This is a genomic window from Chryseobacterium balustinum, from assembly GCF_900168205.1.
In the GTDB taxonomy this organism is placed as follows: Bacteria; Bacteroidota; Bacteroidia; order Flavobacteriales; family Weeksellaceae; genus Chryseobacterium; species Chryseobacterium balustinum.
On the sequence record NZ_FUZE01000008.1, the window covers coordinates 132,621 to 152,110 of the forward strand.

Here is a 19,490-nt window from a genome sequence, read left to right on the forward strand (position 1 = left end):
AATCAGGATAATAATTTGATGTTTTCAGATAAAATTTCAATGCTTTTGTCCATTTCTGTCAGATTTAAATTTCCAAAACCCAACCGCATTGCTGTAAGATTTTTGTTCTGATAAAGCAGGGTTTTGGGAATGAAAAGATTGTTTTGGGCACAGTTTCTACTGAGTTGCATTAGATTTACGGGGATTTTCCACTTCATCCACACCGCCAAACCTCCTGAAGGTTTTTGAAAATCGATGTATTCTCCTAAGTTTTGTTCTAAAAGAGAGACGAAATAATCTCTTCTTTCCTGATAGGTTTTTAATGATTTTTTTAAATACCGGTTGATTTCTCCTTCAGCGATCATTTCTCCCAAAACGTGTTCCATCAGAACGTCGCCTTGCCGGTCTATAATTCCTAAATATTTTCGCATTTCAATCATCAGATTTTCCGGTGCAACAATGAATCCTGTTCGGAAACCGGGAACCAAAGATTTCCCAAAAGATCCGATATAAATAACCATTCCGTTGGTGTCTGCACTTGCTAAAGGGAGAATAGGACTTTTATCATAATGAAAATCATAATCGTAATCATCCTCCAAAATGATAAAACCAAATTCATTCGCAAGATTGAGTAACTCCAACCTTCTTTTAGCGCTCAAAGTGACGGTAGTAGGATAGTGGTGATGCGGCGTAAGGTAAAGCATTCTTATTTTCTGTTTTTTACATGCTTCTCTCACTTCTTCTACATTAATTCCTTCCTCATCAATCGAAATAGGCTGAATTTTTACTCCGGCTTTTTGAAAAATCATATTGACTGAGAAATAACTTAGTTCTCCCACCAAAACAACATCTCCTGCCGAAAGTAAAATTTCAGAAACAATATAAATACTCATTTCTGTACTTCGCGTGATCAAAAGGTTATTTTTTGAAATAGGTAAACCTCGTGATAGATTTAAAAACTGCGAAAGGTTTTTTTTGAAAAATTCACTTCCATCCTGATTGTATTGTCCTATTTTATGGGCTTTTCTTTTTAAAATAGAACTGTAAATTCGGGAATGCTGGTCAATTTGAGTTAATCGAATATCAGGAACGCCGTCATTGAAAATATATTCACAATTAGAATATTCAAACGGATTATCTAAAATATTTGAAGTTTTAAATGAAAAACCGGTGGATTTTGGATAGTGTTCAAGGTTGTTTTTCTCAAAATCTTTAATTTGAAATGGTTTTTCCTGATTTTTCCCGATGACAAAAGTTCCTTTATTGGGAAGGCTTTCAACCCAGCCTTGTGCAAACAATTCTTCATAAGCAGCAACAATTGTATTTCTATGAACATTCAAAATAATGCTTAAAGCCCTTGTTCCCGGAAGTTTTATGCCAAATGGTAAAAATCCTCTTTGTATTGCATTGATCAATTGATTGGAGATCTGCATGTAAATAGAAATCTCTGAACTTCTATTGATTAAAATAAAACTTTCATAAGGAAACTCAACCGGACTATTCATAATGTTAAAACTGGCACTATCTAACCATCCGGTAATATACTACTTTTGAAACAAAATAAAAACAAATGGAATTTTATAACCTTATTGATAAGATCGTAAACAATAATAAAGCTCATTCAAAATGGCTCAATACACTCTCTTTTATGGAGAATGCAGGAGCGAGAAAAATTTCTGCTTGCGAACATCCTACAAAAGTAAATTTAATTCAGCTTAAACATGCTTGTGAAGAACATCGACACGCATATTATCTCAAAAAGCAGATTGGGAAAATCAATGCTGAATGGTGTAGAACTTATGAAAGTAACGAGCTTTTAGCACCGATTGCAACGCGACAATATCTTCATGCTTTGGATGTGAAAGCTTGTAAATATCTTCATGCACATTTCGATTTAACAAAAGAAGAATTAAAATATGCGGCTTATCTTTTCGTGACGTATGCAATTGAAGTTCGTGCTGATGAATTATATCCTGTATATCAGGAAGTTCTTACCAAAACTAATTCAAAAGTGATGGTGAAATCTATTATATTGGAAGAAGAGGGACATTTGGAAGAAATGATTAATCAGCTGGATGAGTTTTCTGAAAACTGGAAACCACACGCAGAAAAAATTATAGAAATTGAAAAAGATTTGCACATCGATTGGGTTAATGCGATAACTGAGGAAGTGATGAAACCTGATTATGCTTAATCATTTTCATTATTTTCAGGAAGCTCTGGATAAAAGAAAAGCAAATCAGACTTTAAGAATATTAAAACCCAAATCTGCAGGTGTCGATTTTTATTCTAATGATTATTTGGGATTGGCAAGAAATAAAGAATTACAAAATTTATTGTTAAAACAGATTAATGATCATCCTCATTTGCTTTCAGGAAGTACCGGTTCTAGATTGATTAGCGGAAACAGTAAGGAAGTCATCGAAACAGAAAAATTTATTTCTAAAGAACATCAAAATGAATCTGCATTACTTTTTTCTTCTGGGTATAATGCCAATTTAGCTCTGTTTTCTACGCTTCCGAACCGTCATGATACGATTATTGTTGATGAAAAAATTCACCGTTCGGTACATGATGCCTGTAAAATGTCGCATGCAAGAAAATTAAAATTTAAGCATAATGATATTGTTGATTTAGAACAGATTTTAAAAAGACAAAAAGGAAATTGTTACGTTGCAATAGAGAGTCTGTACTCAATGGATGGAGATTTTGCGCCAATTCGTGAAATTGCAGAAATTGCTAAAAAATACAATGCTTTTCTAATTGTAGACGAAGCACATTCTTTTGGCGTTTTCGGATATGGATTAGTTGGAAAATATCAATTACAAACGTCGGTTTTGGCAACGGTAATTACTTACGGAAAAGCGCTCGGTTCACATGGTGCAGCGATTTTATGTGATGAGATTATCAAATCTTATCTTGTGAATTTTGCATCTCCTTTTATTTACACAACCGCCGCTCAGGATGTTCAGTGGAGAAGTATAAGAACTGGATATGAGTTTTTAAAAGCAAACAAAAATACATCTTCCAGTTTACAGCAAAACATCAAAGTTTTTCATCAGCAAAATATAAAAACGCCGTCTTCTGAAAACAGTCCGATTCAGGCAGTTTTAGTTTCGGATAATCATCGGTTGAAAGATTTGCAGGATACTTTATTGAGTGAGGGATTTTTAACCTATGCTGTTTTTAGTCCGACTGTAAAACAAGGAACAGAAAGACTGAGAATTTGCCTTCATAGCTTCAATACAGAAGAAGAAATTGTAACACTTAGTGAAATTATTAAAAGATTTATTTAAATGAAATTATTTGTAACCGGCATCGGAACCGAAGTCGGAAAAACTGTTTGTTCATCAATCCTCACAAAATACTTTAAAGCCGATTACTGGAAACCCATTCAGTCTGGAGATTTACATTTTTCAGACAGTATGAAAATTAAAGAAAGGGTAGGTGAAAATGTAATCATTCATCCTGAAAGATATAGATTAAAACTCGCAGCATCACCTCATCAGTCGGCTTTGGAAGAAGGAGTTTTAATTAACAGTAATGATTTTACACTTCCTGAAACTCAAAATAATTTAATTGTAGAAGGAGCAGGAGGATTAATGGTTCCAATTTCTTATGATGAATTTATTATCGATTTAATTGAAAAACTAAACCTTTCCGTTGCTTTGGTGGTCAGAAATTATTTAGGATGCATCAATCATACTTTGTTGTCGCTGATGGCTTTAGAGCAAAAAAACATCAAGTTGGAATATCTGATTTTAAATGGAAGTTTCCCAGCAGATACAGAAAGAATAATCTGTGAAAATATTCAGGAGGAAACCAAAATTATAAGAATTCCGGAAATAGAAAACATAACAAAAGAAAACATAGAACGTATTACAAAACAATTAGAAAAAATATGAAAGATAAAGTAAAATTGAGAAATAATTGGACAAAAGAAGAAATTGAAGAAATCTACAATCTTCCCCTCCTTGAATTGATTTATAAAGCAGCAACTGTTCACAGAGAATGGCACAATCCGGAAGAGGTGCAGATGTCAACTCTTTTATCAATAAAAACAGGCGGTTGCGTAGAAGATTGTTCATATTGCGGACAGGCTGCACGTTATCACACCAATATTAAAGTTCAGGCTTTATTACCAACTGAAAAAGTAATCGAACATGCCCAAAAAGCAAAAGACAACGGTTCTTCCCGTTTCTGTATGGCTGCAGCGTGGCGAGAAGTGCGAAACAACCGTGATTTTGACCGCGTTATCGACATGGTGAAAGGAGTGAATGAACTCGGACTTGAAGTGTGCTGTACGCTCGGAATGTTGACAGAAGAACAGGCTGTTCGTCTTGAACAGGCTGGTTTGTATGCTTATAATCACAATTTGGATACTTCGGAACAGTATTATGAAGAAATTATTTCCACAAGAACTTTTGATAATAGAATAAATACCATCAACAACGTCAGAAAAGCTGGAATTACAGTTTGTTCAGGCGGAATTATCGGTTTGGGCGAAACTCATGCAGACAGAATTTCAATGCTGTTGACATTGGCAACGATGCCGAAACATCCTGAATCTGTTCCGATTAATGCCCTTGCAAGAGTTGCAGGAACTCCTCTTGAAAATAACGAAAAAACTGATACTTGGGAAATGGTAAGAATGATTGCTACCGCAAGAATTGTAATGCCTTCATCAATGGTTCGTTTGAGCGCAGGAAGAATTGAAATGACAGAATTTGAACAAGGATGGTGCTTTATAGCAGGAGCAAACTCAATTTTTACAGGTGAAAGAGAAACTTTATTGGTGACTCCAAATCCGGGAGTTTCTGAAGATATGCAAATGCTGCAGACTTTAGGATTGAAACCGATGAAAAGGCAAGCTGAAAAAGTAATTGATCAATTTGAAACCTGGAAGGCTAACTTCTAGTTTCTAATCTCTAACTTCTATAATTTATGAATTTACAAGAGCGAGACAGAGCCGTCAATTGGCATCCTTACACTCAAATGAAAACTGCAGATGATGCTATCCCGATCGTTAAAGGAAAAGGAGTTTACCTTTTTGATGATAAAGGAAATAAGTATATCGATGCGGTTTCTTCATGGTGGGTTACGCTTCACGGTCATGCGCATCCTTACATTGCACAACGGGTTTCTGAACAGTTGAATACTTTAGAGCAGGTTATTTTTGCAGGTTTTACCCATGAGCCAGCGATACAGCTTTCTGAAAATTTACTAAAACTTCTTCCTCAAAACCAGCAGAAAGTTTTCTATTCTGATAACGGATCGACGGCAGTAGAAGTTGCTTTGAAAATGTGCATTCAACATGCTTACAATCAGGGAAAAGAAAAGACAAAAATTTTAGCATTTAAAAACGCTTATCATGGTGATACTTTCGGAGCGATGTCGGTGAGCGGAAGAAGTGTTTGGACGAAACCTTTCGGAGAAATGCTGTTTGAAGTCATTTTTATTGATACTCCTACTTCTGAAAATATTGAAGATCTCAAAGCCCAAATTTCAACGTATCAGGATGAAGTCGTTTGCTTCATTTACGAACCGCTCATTCAGGGAGCTGCAGGAATGCTGATGTACCATGCTGAAGATTTGGATAACTTAATGAAATTCTGCAGAGCAAATGGAATTTTGATGATTCAGGATGAGGTTTTTACTGGTTTTGGAAGAACAGGAAAGCTATTTGCAGCTAATTATCTCTTAGAAAAGCCAGACATTATGTGTTTTTCTAAAGGTTTGACAGGTGGAACGATGCCTATGGGAATTACAACTTGTTCAAACGAGATTTACAATGCTTTTTTGTCGGATGATAAATATAAAACATTATTTCATGGGCATTCTTTTACAGCAAATCCGTTAGCTTGTACTGCAGCTTTGGCAAGTATTGAGCTTTTATTAAATGACGAAACTCAACAAAGTATTCAGCGAATTTCGGAACAACATTTTCGTTTTTCAAAAGTTTTAAGAGAACATCCGAAAGTTGAAAACGTACGACAAACCGGGACTATTTTAGCCTGGGAAATTAAAAATGATCATAAAACTTCTTATTTTAACGAGATAGGAAAAAAGTTATATGATGAGTTTCTGTCACGTGGAATTGTCATGCGTCCATTGGGAAATGTGATGTATCTGGTTCCGCCTTACTGTATCAGTTCAGAAGAATTAAATTTCATTTATGAAAATATTTTAGAAGCACTAAGCAGTTTTTAAAATATGTTTTAATCATTAGTATTTATTAAATTATAAACCGACATCTGAATGAAAGATTTTCAGATGTCGGTTTTTTTGTTTTTTTCTGAATATGAAAGGATGTTTTTTGGAATAAATATCAAAAGATGGATATCGATTTTTAGTATCAATTTATGAAACTCATGAAAGTTTTCAGATATAAAATGGAGTAGGATTTTATTGTAATTTGTAAATTTTGAACAAGAGATCTAAAATAGAGCTCAAAATTTAATTGAAAAAAGCGAGTCTCAAAATCGAGTTAATTGTTTAAGCTTAGCTTTAAATAGGCATGTTGATAAGTTTGATAAAAATACATATTGTGAGTCTTATTATTTTAATTATTAAAAATACTTCTAAATTAAATAAATAGCATTGTCAAATTTACACTCATGTTAATTGTTATTTGTAATTAGTATAAATAAAGTATCTTATACACCATTAGGTGAAAATACTGAGTGACCTTCTAATTTAATTTGATATTTTTGGGGTACCAAACTAAATAACTGTGTATAACTATAAAAAAAACTGCAAACTTATAAAGTTGCCGGATAAAACTACGGTACATTACTCTTTTACTTTTCAATGGTATAAAAAGTTTCTTACGGATTAAGAAAACAGGTTTGTAACAACAATTTTCGAAATGATTATCAACAACAAAATTCTCAATGTCGAAGATTGCTATTACGGTATGTTCATGACGATTTTAGAATCTCTCACCAGATTTTCTACGAACGAATTGCAATCTGCCGGTTTAGCTGAGATTTATTACAAGCATATTCTTTGTAAGAATGACAAACTACTTAATAGACCGATTGATTACGATACTTTGAAGCTTCATTATGAAATAACTGAATTTGAAATCGGAGTTTCAGAAAATTCTACTGCACTGAGTGTAGGTTAGACGAATAAAAAAAAAATTCAAAAATAGATTTGAGAAAATATTGCATGTGTTTAAAGCCTAATTCATAAGCAATCTCAAAAGTTAATTTTTCAAAAGCAATAAAATAATATTTCATCACTATAGATTAAATATTTTTCACAAAGAAGGCTATATCTATTTATATTTTATAAAAACGCCAAATTAGTTAATATACAATATGTTAAAAACTTTTACAAAGTAAATTAGTTGAGTTTTTTAATCATTTATTTGTAATATATTAATGTTTTTTTCTAAACTTTTGTATTTCTTACAAACGTCGCTTGAACTTAATCTTAATAGGATTTTGAAGAGAAAGAGACCCGTATTTTTATTTGATAAACGTATGTTTTTTTACACAAATAAGAATATGTTTTTCCTTCTGTTGTTTTTAAGTTCATGGGCGTTTCCCGCTCCTATTCATGAGGGTGGAATAGTTGTGCAGGGTGATTCGATAATATATGAAGAACTCGCTGAGAAGAGAGAGGTTATACCTTTAATTTATGTATCAAAAGGAGCTGTATTAGTTGATAATAATGCCGTTTTGAATGCCACAATTATTAAAGAAGGGGAACTACCTAAAGTAAAAACAACTAAAACACAGATTGTCAATCAGAAAAATACTAAGTCGTATAAAAAAGTAAATTATGTAAAGAAAATCAATGTAGACTTTTTTTATAAAAACTCTAATGAATCTTTTCATACTGGAAAAATTGAAGAGAATGAGGTTTTTACGTTAGTAAATTATAGTTTTTCTGGAAAGGCTCTCGTTTTATTCATGTTTCTATTGGGGCTTAGTACTTTATTTTGCACTTTTATTTTAAGTCAATATAGTTATAATGCTCGTTTTTGCGATTATTTATTTAAATCTTTTCGAATAAGGCCTCCACCACAAGTATGGGCTAGATATTCTTAAAACAATGATTCTAATTTGATAAGATTAAAAAGTACAGAAATATTACATAATATATTTCTGTGTTCTACTTAGTTATGATTTATAATCGAGATTAAAAAGTATAAATAAAAATTAAAAAATGATCAAACAAATTTCATCTTTAGCTTTTTGCAAATCAATGATACTAATGCTCTTTTTGAGTGTAAGTTCAGTATTTGCTCAGCATAATGAAAATACAAATAATAAAAGAGAAGAAAGTGTTACTCTAAGTTACGGTTTACCATTTTCTTATTCATTAGATACCTATACAGGTTGGGATATAAAAAACGATGCTGGGGATGTTTTGAGCTCCGGTTTGGGGAATATTAATGAAGTATTTAGCAAGCCTGGAAACTATAGTATATATATTCACGAAAAGCATAATGACGATTCTAAATCATCATGTGATCATGATCAATATCCTTCAAAAGTTACGATTAAAGTAAGCCCGTTAAAGATGGTATTCGATTTTTCTTCCATTCAATTCTCAAAGAAAATTAAAGAAGGGCAATCTACGGAGGGCATCACTGTAACGGTAAATGCAGTTTACAGCTCTTATGACAATGCATCCGCAGATTACCATCATGGTTTTACTACTGCAGGGGTTGGCACGTCACTATCAGGAAGACTTAATAAAGATAAAGTTCTCCTTAAAAATGGGGTAAATAAATTAGAATTTTCGCTTGAAGGGTTTACAACAAAGGGAAATAATATTATGATAGAATTCAAAGATATTAACGACCAAGTACAACATTATACTTTAATCGAAAAAAACTAAATAATAATGAATAATTATATAAAAACTTTTACTCTTATCCTCTTATTTACTCTATCATCTACAGCTTATAGGGCTCAGGGATTTTGTACTTCGGGGTGTAATGACAATACATATATTGACAGTACAGATCCTAATACTATTGAATATGATAATTTGATTTCTGTTTTCCATGCTACTATTGCAAAGGAAAAAGATGGAAATTTCAAAATTTGGGGACAAAATACTTCCAGTACAGGAAGTGGAGATTTATTAAGCCCAACAATAATAGGTCCTGGTTCTGGATATGCTAATTTTAATTATACGGGAACGCCATTAAGAGTTGCCGCAGGAAGTAGTAGTACTTCTCATCAATTTGCTTTGTTAACTACTGATGGTCTTTATGTTTGGGGGGTTAATGATATTTTGGTTAATAGTGCAATAACAAACTTAAATGCGGCTTTCGCTAAAATTTCTATCAATGGTAAAACAGACGGTTTGCCGGCAGGTGTTGCCCCTGCAGATGTAAAGATGATGTTTGGTTCTTACCGCACATTGGCTATTGTTACTTGTAGTGGTGAAGCGTGGGTTTTATCTTTCAATGGTGCCAAAAATGGCGATGGTACAGCGCAGAATAATGCCAATAATGTAATTTGGCACCGTGTTAAAACTGACGATGCAGGTAATCCTAACCTTGAGAATGTAGTGGCAATGAGAGGAACACCAAATGCCCTATTTGCTTTAACATCTACCGGAAAGCTTTATACTTGGGGAACGCTTACTTATAATAATAGTGGTGGCGCGACGAGCCGTGCGTATGCTACAGAAGTTTCTGTACCAAACGGAGCAGTTCCTAAAATGATAGGAATGACTCAAAATGTAACAGGGCAGAGCTATTATTTATTGGCTACCAATGGTAAATTATACAGTATGGGTGACAATAGTAATAAACAATTGGGCGATGGAACAACTTTATCTAAAACGGTATGGGTACAACCTAAAAATATGGAGGTTCAAGGTAGTGAGAGTGTTGGGATTTTAGAAAATATTGTTTGGATTTCTCCTAACGAACATTCAAATTATGGAGGTACTGCTGTTATCAATGTGTTAACTCATGACAATAAGCAGTGGGGTTGGGGAAGCAATAAAGGATATATGCTTGGTGCATCGTCTGATACCAACTATGATCCTATCTATATGCCAGGTCGATATAATCCTGATGACCTTGCTATTCCTGATTTACTTTCAGACTTGGAGATAACAGATCAAGTAATCGCAGTGGAAACTGGAGGGCACGCAACAGTTAATATCAAAAAATGTTCTAAAAGTTTTGGTTATGTAGGACATCTTACGAATGGTAGTATGGGAAATGGTCAAGATATTGATGAAATCTATGTTAGGTACAGTTATTTAACAGATGAGCTTAATGTATGCGGAACAGATTTGGGACCTAAAATTCAAAATTTAAAAATTTGCACCTATCAGCAAGGTGATTTGAATACTTCTATTCAGGAAGCACTTCCTGGTGAGGTAGAGTGGCACGCTACAAATGACCCAAACAGCCCTATTTTAACCGATATTTCGACAGTCGCTTCGGGTACATATTACGCTTTCTTCTCTGTAGCTTCTGGAAAATGTAGAGAGGCAGGATCTATGGTAACGGTATCTTATTATGTGCCTGGCAGTCAGGCGGTAGATCCTTGTGTTTGTTTTAATGATGCGGCAACAGGAGGAACAAATAATGATACGAAATTAGGAATTACACTTCTTAAACGAGCAGGAAAAACAGATTCTAATTGGCCAATGGCTAGAAAATCTGGCCATATTGCTTTGGAATCTAATACAAAAGGGTTTGTAGTGACTAGATTAACGACTGCCCAATTAGATGTCATTAAAAATGCAGGAAATGCAGTTGAGGGAATGATGTCTTATGATACAACCGTAAACTGTATGAAGATTTACTCAGAGGGTGATTGGAAATGTTTCAACACACCAAGTTGTCCTTAAATTTTCTCAGAGTATTTCCTAGAATACTCATTTATTAATGATTTAGAATAAAAAAATGAAAACAATTATAACCAGTATATTTCTGAGCCTATCTATTTTTGGATACTCACAAATTATTGTAGGAGGGGTGAATGGAACTGCACCAGCAAATAATAAAACTGCTGTTTTATTAGAATTTGAAGCTGGGCAAAACAAAGGTATTATTTTGCCGTATGTAAGAACAATGCCTGCCCCGGCAGAGGTGACACCGGGAACAATGCTATTGGATGCAAGTGCTAATAATGCCACGCAGTCTAAAGTAAAATATTATGCACCAGGCAACATCAATGCTGATGCAAGTGGCTGGGTAGATTTAAGTAGTGGCAATAGGGCAGATATCAGTAGCCTAATGACAGCTCAACCTCCATTAACCGGTGCTGATGCCGTGATTGAAGAAGTAGGAGCAAAAACAATCATAGGAGCCAGTAGTTCAAGTGCAAACGGAGTTTTAGTCTTAGAATCAACGACTAAGGTGATGGTACTCCCACACGTTGAAAGTACAAATGATGTGAAAGACCCGGCTCCGGGAATGATGGTCTATTTAAATGGCATCAATAAAAGATTGGCAGTCTATAATGGTTCTAAATGGACGTATTGGGTGCCATAAGATAATTCATAAACAGAATCAGATGCCACATGTAAGGCAGCTATTTGAATTAGTGATTATTTTAATATTTTAATGTAAATCCGTCTCTGAAAATATTCATGAGGCGGATTTTAATTTTTGTCAATCAATTTAGGCTATTTTTACGAAACTGTAATTTTAAAGCAAAGTTAGATGTTAAATTAAATGTATCCCATGTATAGGAATTGATTGGGTTTTATAGTATATTAGCAATTGCATGATAGTATATAATAATCTTATAATTAATTGTTTATGAAATTTAAATCATTAATTGCTCTTTTTTTTATTACAACATCGACGGCTATAGCGCAGACTAATGATATTTTGATAGAAAATGTCAGAATATTAGACCATAAAACCTCCAATCTTACTACTTCAATGAATGTCTTGATTTCCGGAAATAAAATTCAGAAAATCAGCTCTGATATTATTTCCGTTAAAGGAAATGATGTAATAAAAATTAAAGGTAATGGAAAAACCTTAATGCCAGGATTGATTGACGTTCATGTACATATGGTATTTGGTGCTTTAACAATGGCAGAAATGACCTCTCCGGATATGTCGCAAGAACTAATGATGAAGAATGTGGCTCTTTCTTCCCAAAAAATGCTGATGCGTGGGTTTACAAGCGTTCGCGATGCAGGTGGACCAATCTTTCCGTTAAAGGCAGCGATAGATAAAGGTCAAGTTATAGGGCCACGTATTTGGCCTTCAGGTGCCACAATAAGTCAAACAGCAGGTCATGGTGATTTCAGAACACCGGATGAACGTTCTCGTCGTTTTTTTGGAAAACCTTCCCGTGCAGAATTATTGGGGGCAACTTTTATTGCTGATGGGCGAGACGATGTATTAACAGCAACAAGAGAAAACCTGCGTTTTGGAGCGAGCCAGATCAAGCTGATGGCAGGCGGTGGAACTTCTTCTGCTTATGACCCGATTGATGTAACCCAATATACTTTTGACGAGATGAAAGCAGCTGTTGAAGCGGCAGAAGACTGGGGAACTTATGTTATGGTGCATGCTTATACACCCAGAGCCGTACAAAGAGCCGTTGAAGCAGGAGTGAAATCTATAGAACACGGGCAGATGCTTGATGAAGAAACATTGAAGCTGCTTGCGAAGAAGAAAGTATGGCTAAGCCTTCAAAACTTAATGGACAATAATGATAATATGGATGATCAGCGGAAAGAGAAACGCAAGCCTGTATTAGATGGTCAAGAAAAAGTGTGGCCGCTAGCTAAAAGATTGGGTGTAAAATTGGCATGGGGCACAGATTTCCTTTTTGAGCCGGAACTCAACAAAGACCAAAACAAATATATTTTACGCCTTCAAAAATGGTTTTCGAATGCTGAGATTTTAAAAATGATCACGCAGGATAATGGGGAACTATTGCAACTTTCTGGCTTACGCAGCCCTTATCCAGGGAAATTAGGAGTGGTTGAAGAGCAGGCTTTTGCAGATTTATTACTGGTTGATGGTAATCCATTAAAGGATTTATCATTAATTTCCAATCCTGAAAAGAACTTTTTGATGATCATAAAAAATGGGCAGATTTATAAAAATATAATTAAAAAATAACTTTCTTTTTAGCACATATTTCTTTTGAGCATTAATTGTTTTAATTAAAGTAATCTCACCTAAAGAGGGATGCTATTGATAGTATCTTAAATAGATCAACTTAAAAACTCAATTTAAAGGACAAAAAAAGTTGTTTTTATGTTGAAATTTCTATTTCAATTGTACGCGTTTGTCTTAATATTTTAATGATTTTTAACATTCTGACAGATAAAATTTTTATCTAAAGGGCTTATATTTGCAACATTCTCATTTGTCAATATTCCAATGTTCTAAAGACATGTTAGCTTTAAGGTCATTCATCTTTCTATATTTCGCAATTCTATTTACCCATTTCAATTCGCAATGGGCAGATAATTCTCTGCACAATATTCCAATGGTGACTTGTCCGGGAGACCAGGGAATTAATTTTATAAGTGAATCTTTTCTTAATGTAAAAGCGGTTGCAGTAGGCGTTAAAAGTATTGGTAAATACGTTGCTGAAGTTTCATGTAATTCTTATTTTAAAAAGAATGAAATTTTGGTATCAGAAATTACCAAAGTTAGTACTCAGGTTGTTGCCACAGCGATTTTCTGTGCCGTAAAATCTTACCTCCATCTTCTCCAGTTATTCTAAATCAGACGATTAACCCAGTAATTTTTTCGTCAAATTTTAGTAATAAAAATTCTACAATGAATATAAAAAGTATCATAGTATGCAACGTTGCATTATTATGCGTAATCTCTTGCGGTAAAAACGCTCAAAATAAAAATAAAGAAAACAAAGAAGTTCCGGTGTTTGTAGTTAAGCAAAAAGACACTTTGGTCAGTAATCAGTTTGTAACAGATATTCAGGCAAAAAGAAATGTCGAAATACGCTCGAGAATTGATGGACTTCTAGATCATATTTATGTAAATGAAGGTCAGTTTGTGAAAAAAGGTCAGCCATTATTCAAAATTAATGATGCTGAATTAAAAATGGAACTTCTTAAAGCCAATGCGACCATTAAACAGACTCTAGCCGATGTACGCATTGCAGAAGTTGAATTAAAACAGATTGAAAGTCTTCACGCTAAAAAATTTGTTGCCAATAATGAACTGGAATTGGTGAAAGCCAAATTATCTTCTGCCAAAGCAAAGTATGCCTTTGCTGATGCTGAGAAAAAAACGGTATTGCAAAAAATAAGTTTTACGACTGTTTCAGCTCCATTTGATGGAGTAATCGACGTTATTCCTCATAAAGGTGGAAGTTTGATAACCAATGGAACTTTTTTAACTACGTTGTCTCAGCTCGATGAGGTGTATGCCTATTTTTCACTCCCTGAAAATGTATATTTTGAGCTTCTTTCAAATGATAAGCTAGGGAAGCATCAGAAAATAGAATTAACACTGCCCAACGGAATGGCTTACCAATTTAATGGTGCTTTAAAGTCTGCTGAAAGTGAAATCGACAGAGCGACAGGTTCAATCCGCTACAAAGCGTTATTTCCAAATCCTAATCGTTTAATCAAACACGGAACATCCGGAAAATTAACTATTTCTGAAGTTCAGAATGATGCGTTGATGATTCCTCAGAAGGCTACATTTTCCATTCAGGATAAAACCTATATTTTCTTAGTAGACAAGAATAATAAAGTAAAAATGACCAATATTGAGATCGGGACTGCTCTTAAAGATTCTTATCTCGTAGAAAGAGGTCTCAAAAAAGGAGATTTGATTATTTATGAAGGCACTCAGTCGTTAAAAGATGGAGATCAAATCAAAATCAAAAACAGACTTTAATTCTTAGGTAATTAGTTATGGTAGAGATGTTTATAAAACGAAAGGTTCTTTCGTTGGTGATTTCCATTGTCTTTGTGCTAGTAGGAATTATGGCGTTGATGAAAATGCCGATCACCCAATTTCCCGATATTGTTCCGCCTTCAGTGACGGTAACGGCAAAATATACGGGGGCAAATGCCGAAGTTTCAGCAGATGCAGTAGCCTTACCTTTGGAGCGTGCAATTAATGGGGTTCCGGGAATGACTTATATGTCTACGGTAACTTCGAACGATGGTTTAACTTTAATCCAGGTGTTTTTTGAAGTAGGGACAGATCCCGATTTGGCAGCAGTGAATGTTCAGAACAGAGTGACAACGATTTTGGATGAATTGCCCGAAGAGGTAATAAGAGCCGGAGTTACCACAGAAAAGGAAGTAAACAGTATGTTGATGTACCTCAACATCACCAGTACAGATCCGAGTCAGGATGAGCAGTTTATTTACAACTTTACAGACATTAATGTTCTTCAGGAGCTGAAACGTCTGGATGGAGTAGGCCGTGCCGAAATTATGGGGCAAAAAGAATATTCGATGCGTATTTGGCTAGATCCTCAGAAGATGGCGGTGTATAATATTTCAGCGGATGAAGTCGTTACATCACTTCAAAAACAGAATGTTTCTGCCGCCCCTGGAAAAGTGGGAGAATCTTCCGGTAAAAAAGCAGGGGAGCTGCAGTATGTAGTAAAGTATAAAGGTAAATTTTTTGAACCTAAACAATATGAAGAAATCCCAATCCGTGCTGATGAGGAAGGAACTATTTTAAAGCTGAAAGATATTGCTAAAGTAGAATTTGGTGCAATGACGTACGGGATGGTTTCTAAAACCGACGGCAGGCCTTCAGCATCGATAATGATGAAGCAAAGACCAGGGTCAAATGCTTCTGAGGTTATCCAAAATGTTAAAGATAAAATGGCTGAACTGAAAGTCAATTCTTTTCCTCCGGGGATGGAATATAATATGGCGTATGATGTATCAAGATTTTTGGATGCATCTATTAGTTCGGTTTTAATAACTTTAGTGGAAGCATTTATCTTGGTGGCGATCGTCGTTTTCCTCTTCCTGCAAGATTGGCGTTCTACATTGATTCCTGTTTTAGCAGTTCCAGTTGCCTTAATCGGAACTTTTGCCTTTATGGATATGCTTGATTTCTCTGTGAATTTGCTGACGCTTTTTGCATTGGTTCTTGCAATCGGTATTGTCGTCGATAACGCGATTGTCGTCGTAGAGGCTGTTCACGTAAAAATGGAAGAAGGTTATGCACCTTATGAAGCCACTGTTATTGCCACAAAAGAAATTGCAGGAGCAGTTATTGCAATTACCTTGGTAATGTCTGCTGTGTTTCTTCCTGTAGCGTTTTTGGATGGTCCGGTGGGTGTCTTTTACCGACAGTTTTCATTAACTTTAGCGATAAGCATTGTGATTTCGGGAATTAATGCATTAACGCTGACTCCGGCTTTATGCGCTTTGATTTTAAAGCCTCACAATCACGGTAAAAAGAAAGGAGTTATTGACCGTTTCTTTAATAAATTCAATGTTTTTCTTGAAAAAGTAACCAATGGTTATGTCAATATTTTATCAAAATTTGCAACTCGAACCGTTGTAACGTTTGGATTACTGACTTTATTTATCGTACTCACCTGGGGAACTTCAAAATTTCTCGCATCAGGATTTATTCCTGTGGAAGATCAGGGAATGGCTTATGTGAGTGTAACTACACCTCAAGGAGCAACCGTTGAGCGAACTGAAAAAGTTTTAGATGAAATTACAACGATTGCTAAAAAGATCGATGGAGTAGAAAACGTAACCACATTGGCAGGTTATAGCGTGGTGACAGAAATCGCCGGATCCACTTACGGAATGGCAATGATCAACCTAAAAGATTGGAGCGAGAGAGATAAATCCATAGACGACTTCATTAAAGAATTAACCGAAAAAACAAAAGGTATTTCTGATGCACAGATTGAAGTTTTTGCACCACCTACGGTTCCGGGGTTTGGTAACACCAGTGGTTTCGAACTTCGTTTGCTCGACAGAACCGGTGGAAGTATCGAAAACATGGATGAAGTTACCAAAGGTTTTGTTAAAAAACTGAATGAAACACCCGAACTGAAAAATAGTTTTACAAGTTTTGATGCTACTTTCCCGCAGTATATCATTCATATGGATTATGATATGGCTGCAAAAAAAGGAGTTTCCGTTGATAATGCAATGTCTACTTTGCAGACGATGTTGGGCTCTTATTATGCAACCAATTTCATTAGATTCAGACAAATGTATAAAGTGATGGTTCAGGCAAGCCCGGAATACCGTGAAACACCTGAAAGTATTTTAAATCTATATTTAAAAAATGACAAGGGAGAAATGGTTCCTTTTTCTACATTCATTACTATTGAAAGAGTTTACGGACCGGAAGTTTTAACCCGTTACAATATGTATATGTCGGCAATGATTAACGGTGAACCTTCCGAAGGTTATAGCTCTGGAGATGCCATTGCAGCGGTTGAAAAAATTGCGAAAGAAAGTCTCCCAAAAGGCTTTGAAATCGAATGGTCGGGAATGACAAGGGAAGAAATTCTATCTGGAAATCAGACGGTTTATATTTTCATTGTATGTTTGGTTTTTGTGTATCTTTTATTAGCTGCTCAATATGAGAGTTTCCTTTTACCAATGCCGGTTTTACTGAGTTTACCAACCGGTATTTTCGGGTCATACATCGCTTTGCTGGTTTGTGGATTAGATAATAATATTTACGCACAGGTTGCCTTAGTCATGTTGATTGGATTATTGGCTAAAAATGCCATTCTGATTGTAGAATTTGCTGTCGCAAGTCATAAAGAAGGAAATGATATTATTCCGGCAGCGATTGAAGGAGCGAAACAGCGTCTCCGACCGATCCTGATGACCTCATTTGCATTTATTGCCGGACTGATTCCGTTGTGTATTGCTTCTGGAGCAGGTGCTATCGGAAACCGTTCTATCGGAACCGCAGCAGCAGGAGGAATGTTAATTGGAACCGTTTTCGGACTGATTATTATTCCCGGACTATACATTTTTTTCGCAACCCTTGAAAATAGAAAGAAAAATGAAACGAAATAAATTCAAACTTATCATTTGGAGCGCAGCGGCATTATCATTAGTGTCATGTGCAATTCCAAAGGTAACCGACATAAAACAATTAAAAGAAACCCCTGAGCTCAAAACTCCTGAAATAAAAAAAGATTCTACTGATCTTACAGGAATTGATTTAAAAACCTATTTTACAGATGAAAATCTACTGACGCTATTTGATCAGGTAAAAGAAGCAAATCCTGATTTTAAAATTGCCCAGCAGAGAATTGAAATGGCCAACAGTTTTTTGAAACGTTCAAAATCTGAAATGCTTCCTTCATTGGAAATAGGTGCCATCGTTTCGGGTGACCGTTACGGAAAATACACGATGGATGGTGTAGGAAATTACGATACTAATTTTTCCAATAACATCGCCGAGCAGCAGAAGATCAATACGACGTTTACGCCAAATTATTGGATGGGCGCAAGAAGCAGCTGGGAAATTGATGCCTGGGGAAAACTGAAAAATAAAAAGCTTTCTGCCCAAAACAAATTTTTAGCATCCGAAGAAGGTTTAAAGCTTCTACAAACAGACCTATTTACTGATATTGCAAATTTGTATTATGATCTAATAGCTTTAGATAAGCGGTTGAAAATCTATCAGGACAATTACAATTTGCAGAAAAGAGCTTTTGAAATTATAAAGGCACAACGTGAAGTAGGGAAGGTGACTGAACTTGCCGTGCAGCAGTTTAAAGCTCAGAACAACAATTGGCTAGCTGAAATTGAACATATCAAAGTTGAAATTGTTACCGTAAAACAGGCTATTTCTACATTGACAGGTGTTTATGGAGGTGAAATTGAAAGAAGCCCAATGCTTCTTCAGACAAATTTTGAAATGCTCAACAAAAATATTGATGTTGATGCCGTGATTCATTCCCGACCGGATGTGGTTTCAAATTACTATTCGCTGCAGGCTTCACACGCAGACGCCAAAGCGGCAAGAGCAGCATTTTATCCTAAGATCGACTTAGGAGCTACATTCGGGTTAAATTCTTTTTCTGCTGAAACATTGTTTAAACCTGCTTCGTTGGCCGGACAGCTTTTGGGTGGTTTGATGGTGCCAGTTTTCAATAAAGGTCAGTTGAAGTATGAGTTTAATATTGCTAACGGTGAGCAAGAGATCGCTTTCTTAAACTATCAGAAAAGTGTTACCGGAGCTTTCAATGAGCTACAGTCGGTTTTAAAACAGACCAAAATATTTCATCGTGTTTTAGATTTGAAAGAAGAAGAGGTGAGCTTTTTAGATAAAGGAATTGAAGTGTCCAATGATCTGTACATAACGGGATATGCCAATTATTTTGAATTAATTAATGCTCAGAAAAGTAAGCTTGAGGCCGAGTTGGATCTACTTAAATTTCAGCATGAAAATACTAAGAATAATGTGTTGCTATTTAAAGCGTTAGGTGGTAAATTGAACTAATGAAGTCTTAAATAAGTATTTTTACATCAACAGAAGAACGAGATAATTGGCGATAAGTTTACAAGTAAATGCCAATTTATTTCTTCAAAAAGAAGAGTCCGTT

At 35.2% G+C, this 19,490-nt stretch carries 16 protein-coding genes; 15 read left to right on the forward strand and 1 reads right to left on the reverse strand.

Annotated elements, in window-relative coordinates; genetic code table 11:
- Positions 1-2: 2 nt before the first annotated feature.
- Entirely contained in the window at positions 3-1,484 is a 1,482-nt protein-coding gene (locus tag B5X64_RS11685) for an aminotransferase-like domain-containing protein (RefSeq protein ID WP_079465417.1), read from the reverse strand.
- Positions 1,485-1,549: 65 nt separating this feature from the next.
- Between B5X64_RS11685 and B5X64_RS11690 the strand changes: the two genes are divergently transcribed.
- From B5X64_RS11690 to B5X64_RS11760, 15 genes are all read left to right on the forward strand, one after another.
- The gene (locus B5X64_RS11690; protein ID WP_079465418.1) at positions 1,550-2,173 is read left to right on the forward strand and encodes a hypothetical protein; all 624 of its coding nucleotides are present in this window, start codon (positions 1,550-1,552) and stop codon (positions 2,171-2,173) included.
- Positions 2,166-3,275, forward strand: a complete 1,110-nt coding sequence (locus B5X64_RS11695) for an aminotransferase class I/II-fold pyridoxal phosphate-dependent enzyme (RefSeq protein WP_079465419.1) — start codon at positions 2,166-2,168, stop codon at positions 3,273-3,275. The genes B5X64_RS11690 and B5X64_RS11695 overlap by 8 nt, the downstream gene beginning before the upstream one ends.
- The gene (gene bioD, locus B5X64_RS11700) at positions 3,276-3,884 is read left to right on the forward strand and encodes a dethiobiotin synthase (protein WP_079465420.1); all 609 of its coding nucleotides are present in this window, start codon (positions 3,276-3,278) and stop codon (positions 3,882-3,884) included. It begins immediately after the preceding gene.
- Positions 3,881-4,897, forward strand: coding sequence for a biotin synthase BioB (gene bioB / locus B5X64_RS11705; RefSeq protein WP_079465421.1), 1,017 nt, complete (start codon positions 3,881-3,883; stop codon positions 4,895-4,897). The genes bioD and bioB overlap by 4 nt, the downstream gene beginning before the upstream one ends.
- A 26-nt stretch (positions 4,898-4,923) precedes the next feature.
- Positions 4,924-6,189, forward strand: a complete 1,266-nt coding sequence (gene bioA, locus B5X64_RS11710; protein ID WP_079465422.1) for an adenosylmethionine--8-amino-7-oxononanoate transaminase — start codon at positions 4,924-4,926, stop codon at positions 6,187-6,189.
- Positions 6,190-6,847: 658 nt separating this feature from the next.
- Positions 6,848-7,108, forward strand: a complete 261-nt coding sequence (locus tag B5X64_RS11715) for a hypothetical protein (RefSeq protein WP_079465423.1) — start codon at positions 6,848-6,850, stop codon at positions 7,106-7,108.
- Positions 7,109-7,493: 385 nt separating this feature from the next.
- Positions 7,494-8,039 carry a hypothetical protein gene (locus B5X64_RS11720; RefSeq protein WP_123920730.1) on the forward strand — a complete coding sequence of 182 codons (546 nt, stop codon included), beginning with the start codon at positions 7,494-7,496 and terminating at the stop codon, positions 8,037-8,039.
- A gap of 157 nt (positions 8,040-8,196) precedes the next feature.
- Complete coding sequence (locus tag B5X64_RS11725; RefSeq protein ID WP_123920731.1) at positions 8,197-8,835, forward strand: hypothetical protein; 639 nt, start codon at positions 8,197-8,199, stop codon at positions 8,833-8,835.
- A 6-nt stretch (positions 8,836-8,841) separates the two neighbouring features.
- Entirely contained in the window at positions 8,842-10,818 is a 1,977-nt protein-coding gene (locus B5X64_RS11730; RefSeq protein WP_079465426.1) for an RCC1 domain-containing protein, read from the forward strand.
- Positions 10,819-10,873: 55 nt separating this feature from the next.
- Entirely contained in the window at positions 10,874-11,464 is a 591-nt protein-coding gene (locus B5X64_RS11735) for a hypothetical protein (protein ID WP_079465427.1), read from the forward strand.
- Positions 11,465-11,734: 270 nt separating this feature from the next.
- Positions 11,735-13,060, forward strand: a complete 1,326-nt coding sequence (locus B5X64_RS11740) for a metal-dependent hydrolase family protein (protein ID WP_079465428.1) — start codon at positions 11,735-11,737, stop codon at positions 13,058-13,060.
- A gap of 277 nt (positions 13,061-13,337) precedes the next feature.
- A complete protein-coding gene (locus B5X64_RS11745) occupies positions 13,338-13,673 on the forward strand; it encodes a hypothetical protein (protein WP_079465429.1) in 336 nt (111 codons plus the stop codon).
- Positions 13,674-13,729: 56 nt separating this feature from the next.
- The gene (locus tag B5X64_RS11750; protein ID WP_079465430.1) at positions 13,730-14,818 is read left to right on the forward strand and encodes an efflux RND transporter periplasmic adaptor subunit; all 1,089 of its coding nucleotides are present in this window, start codon (positions 13,730-13,732) and stop codon (positions 14,816-14,818) included.
- Between the two features lie 17 nt (positions 14,819-14,835).
- Complete coding sequence (locus B5X64_RS11755; RefSeq protein WP_079465431.1) at positions 14,836-17,952, forward strand: efflux RND transporter permease subunit; 3,117 nt, start codon at positions 14,836-14,838, stop codon at positions 17,950-17,952.
- Positions 17,939-19,387: a TolC family protein gene (locus tag B5X64_RS11760; RefSeq protein WP_079465451.1), complete on the forward strand. Its 1,449-nt coding sequence runs from the start codon at positions 17,939-17,941 to the stop codon at positions 19,385-19,387. The genes B5X64_RS11755 and B5X64_RS11760 overlap by 14 nt, the downstream gene beginning before the upstream one ends.
- Positions 19,388-19,490 lie beyond the last annotated feature (103 nt).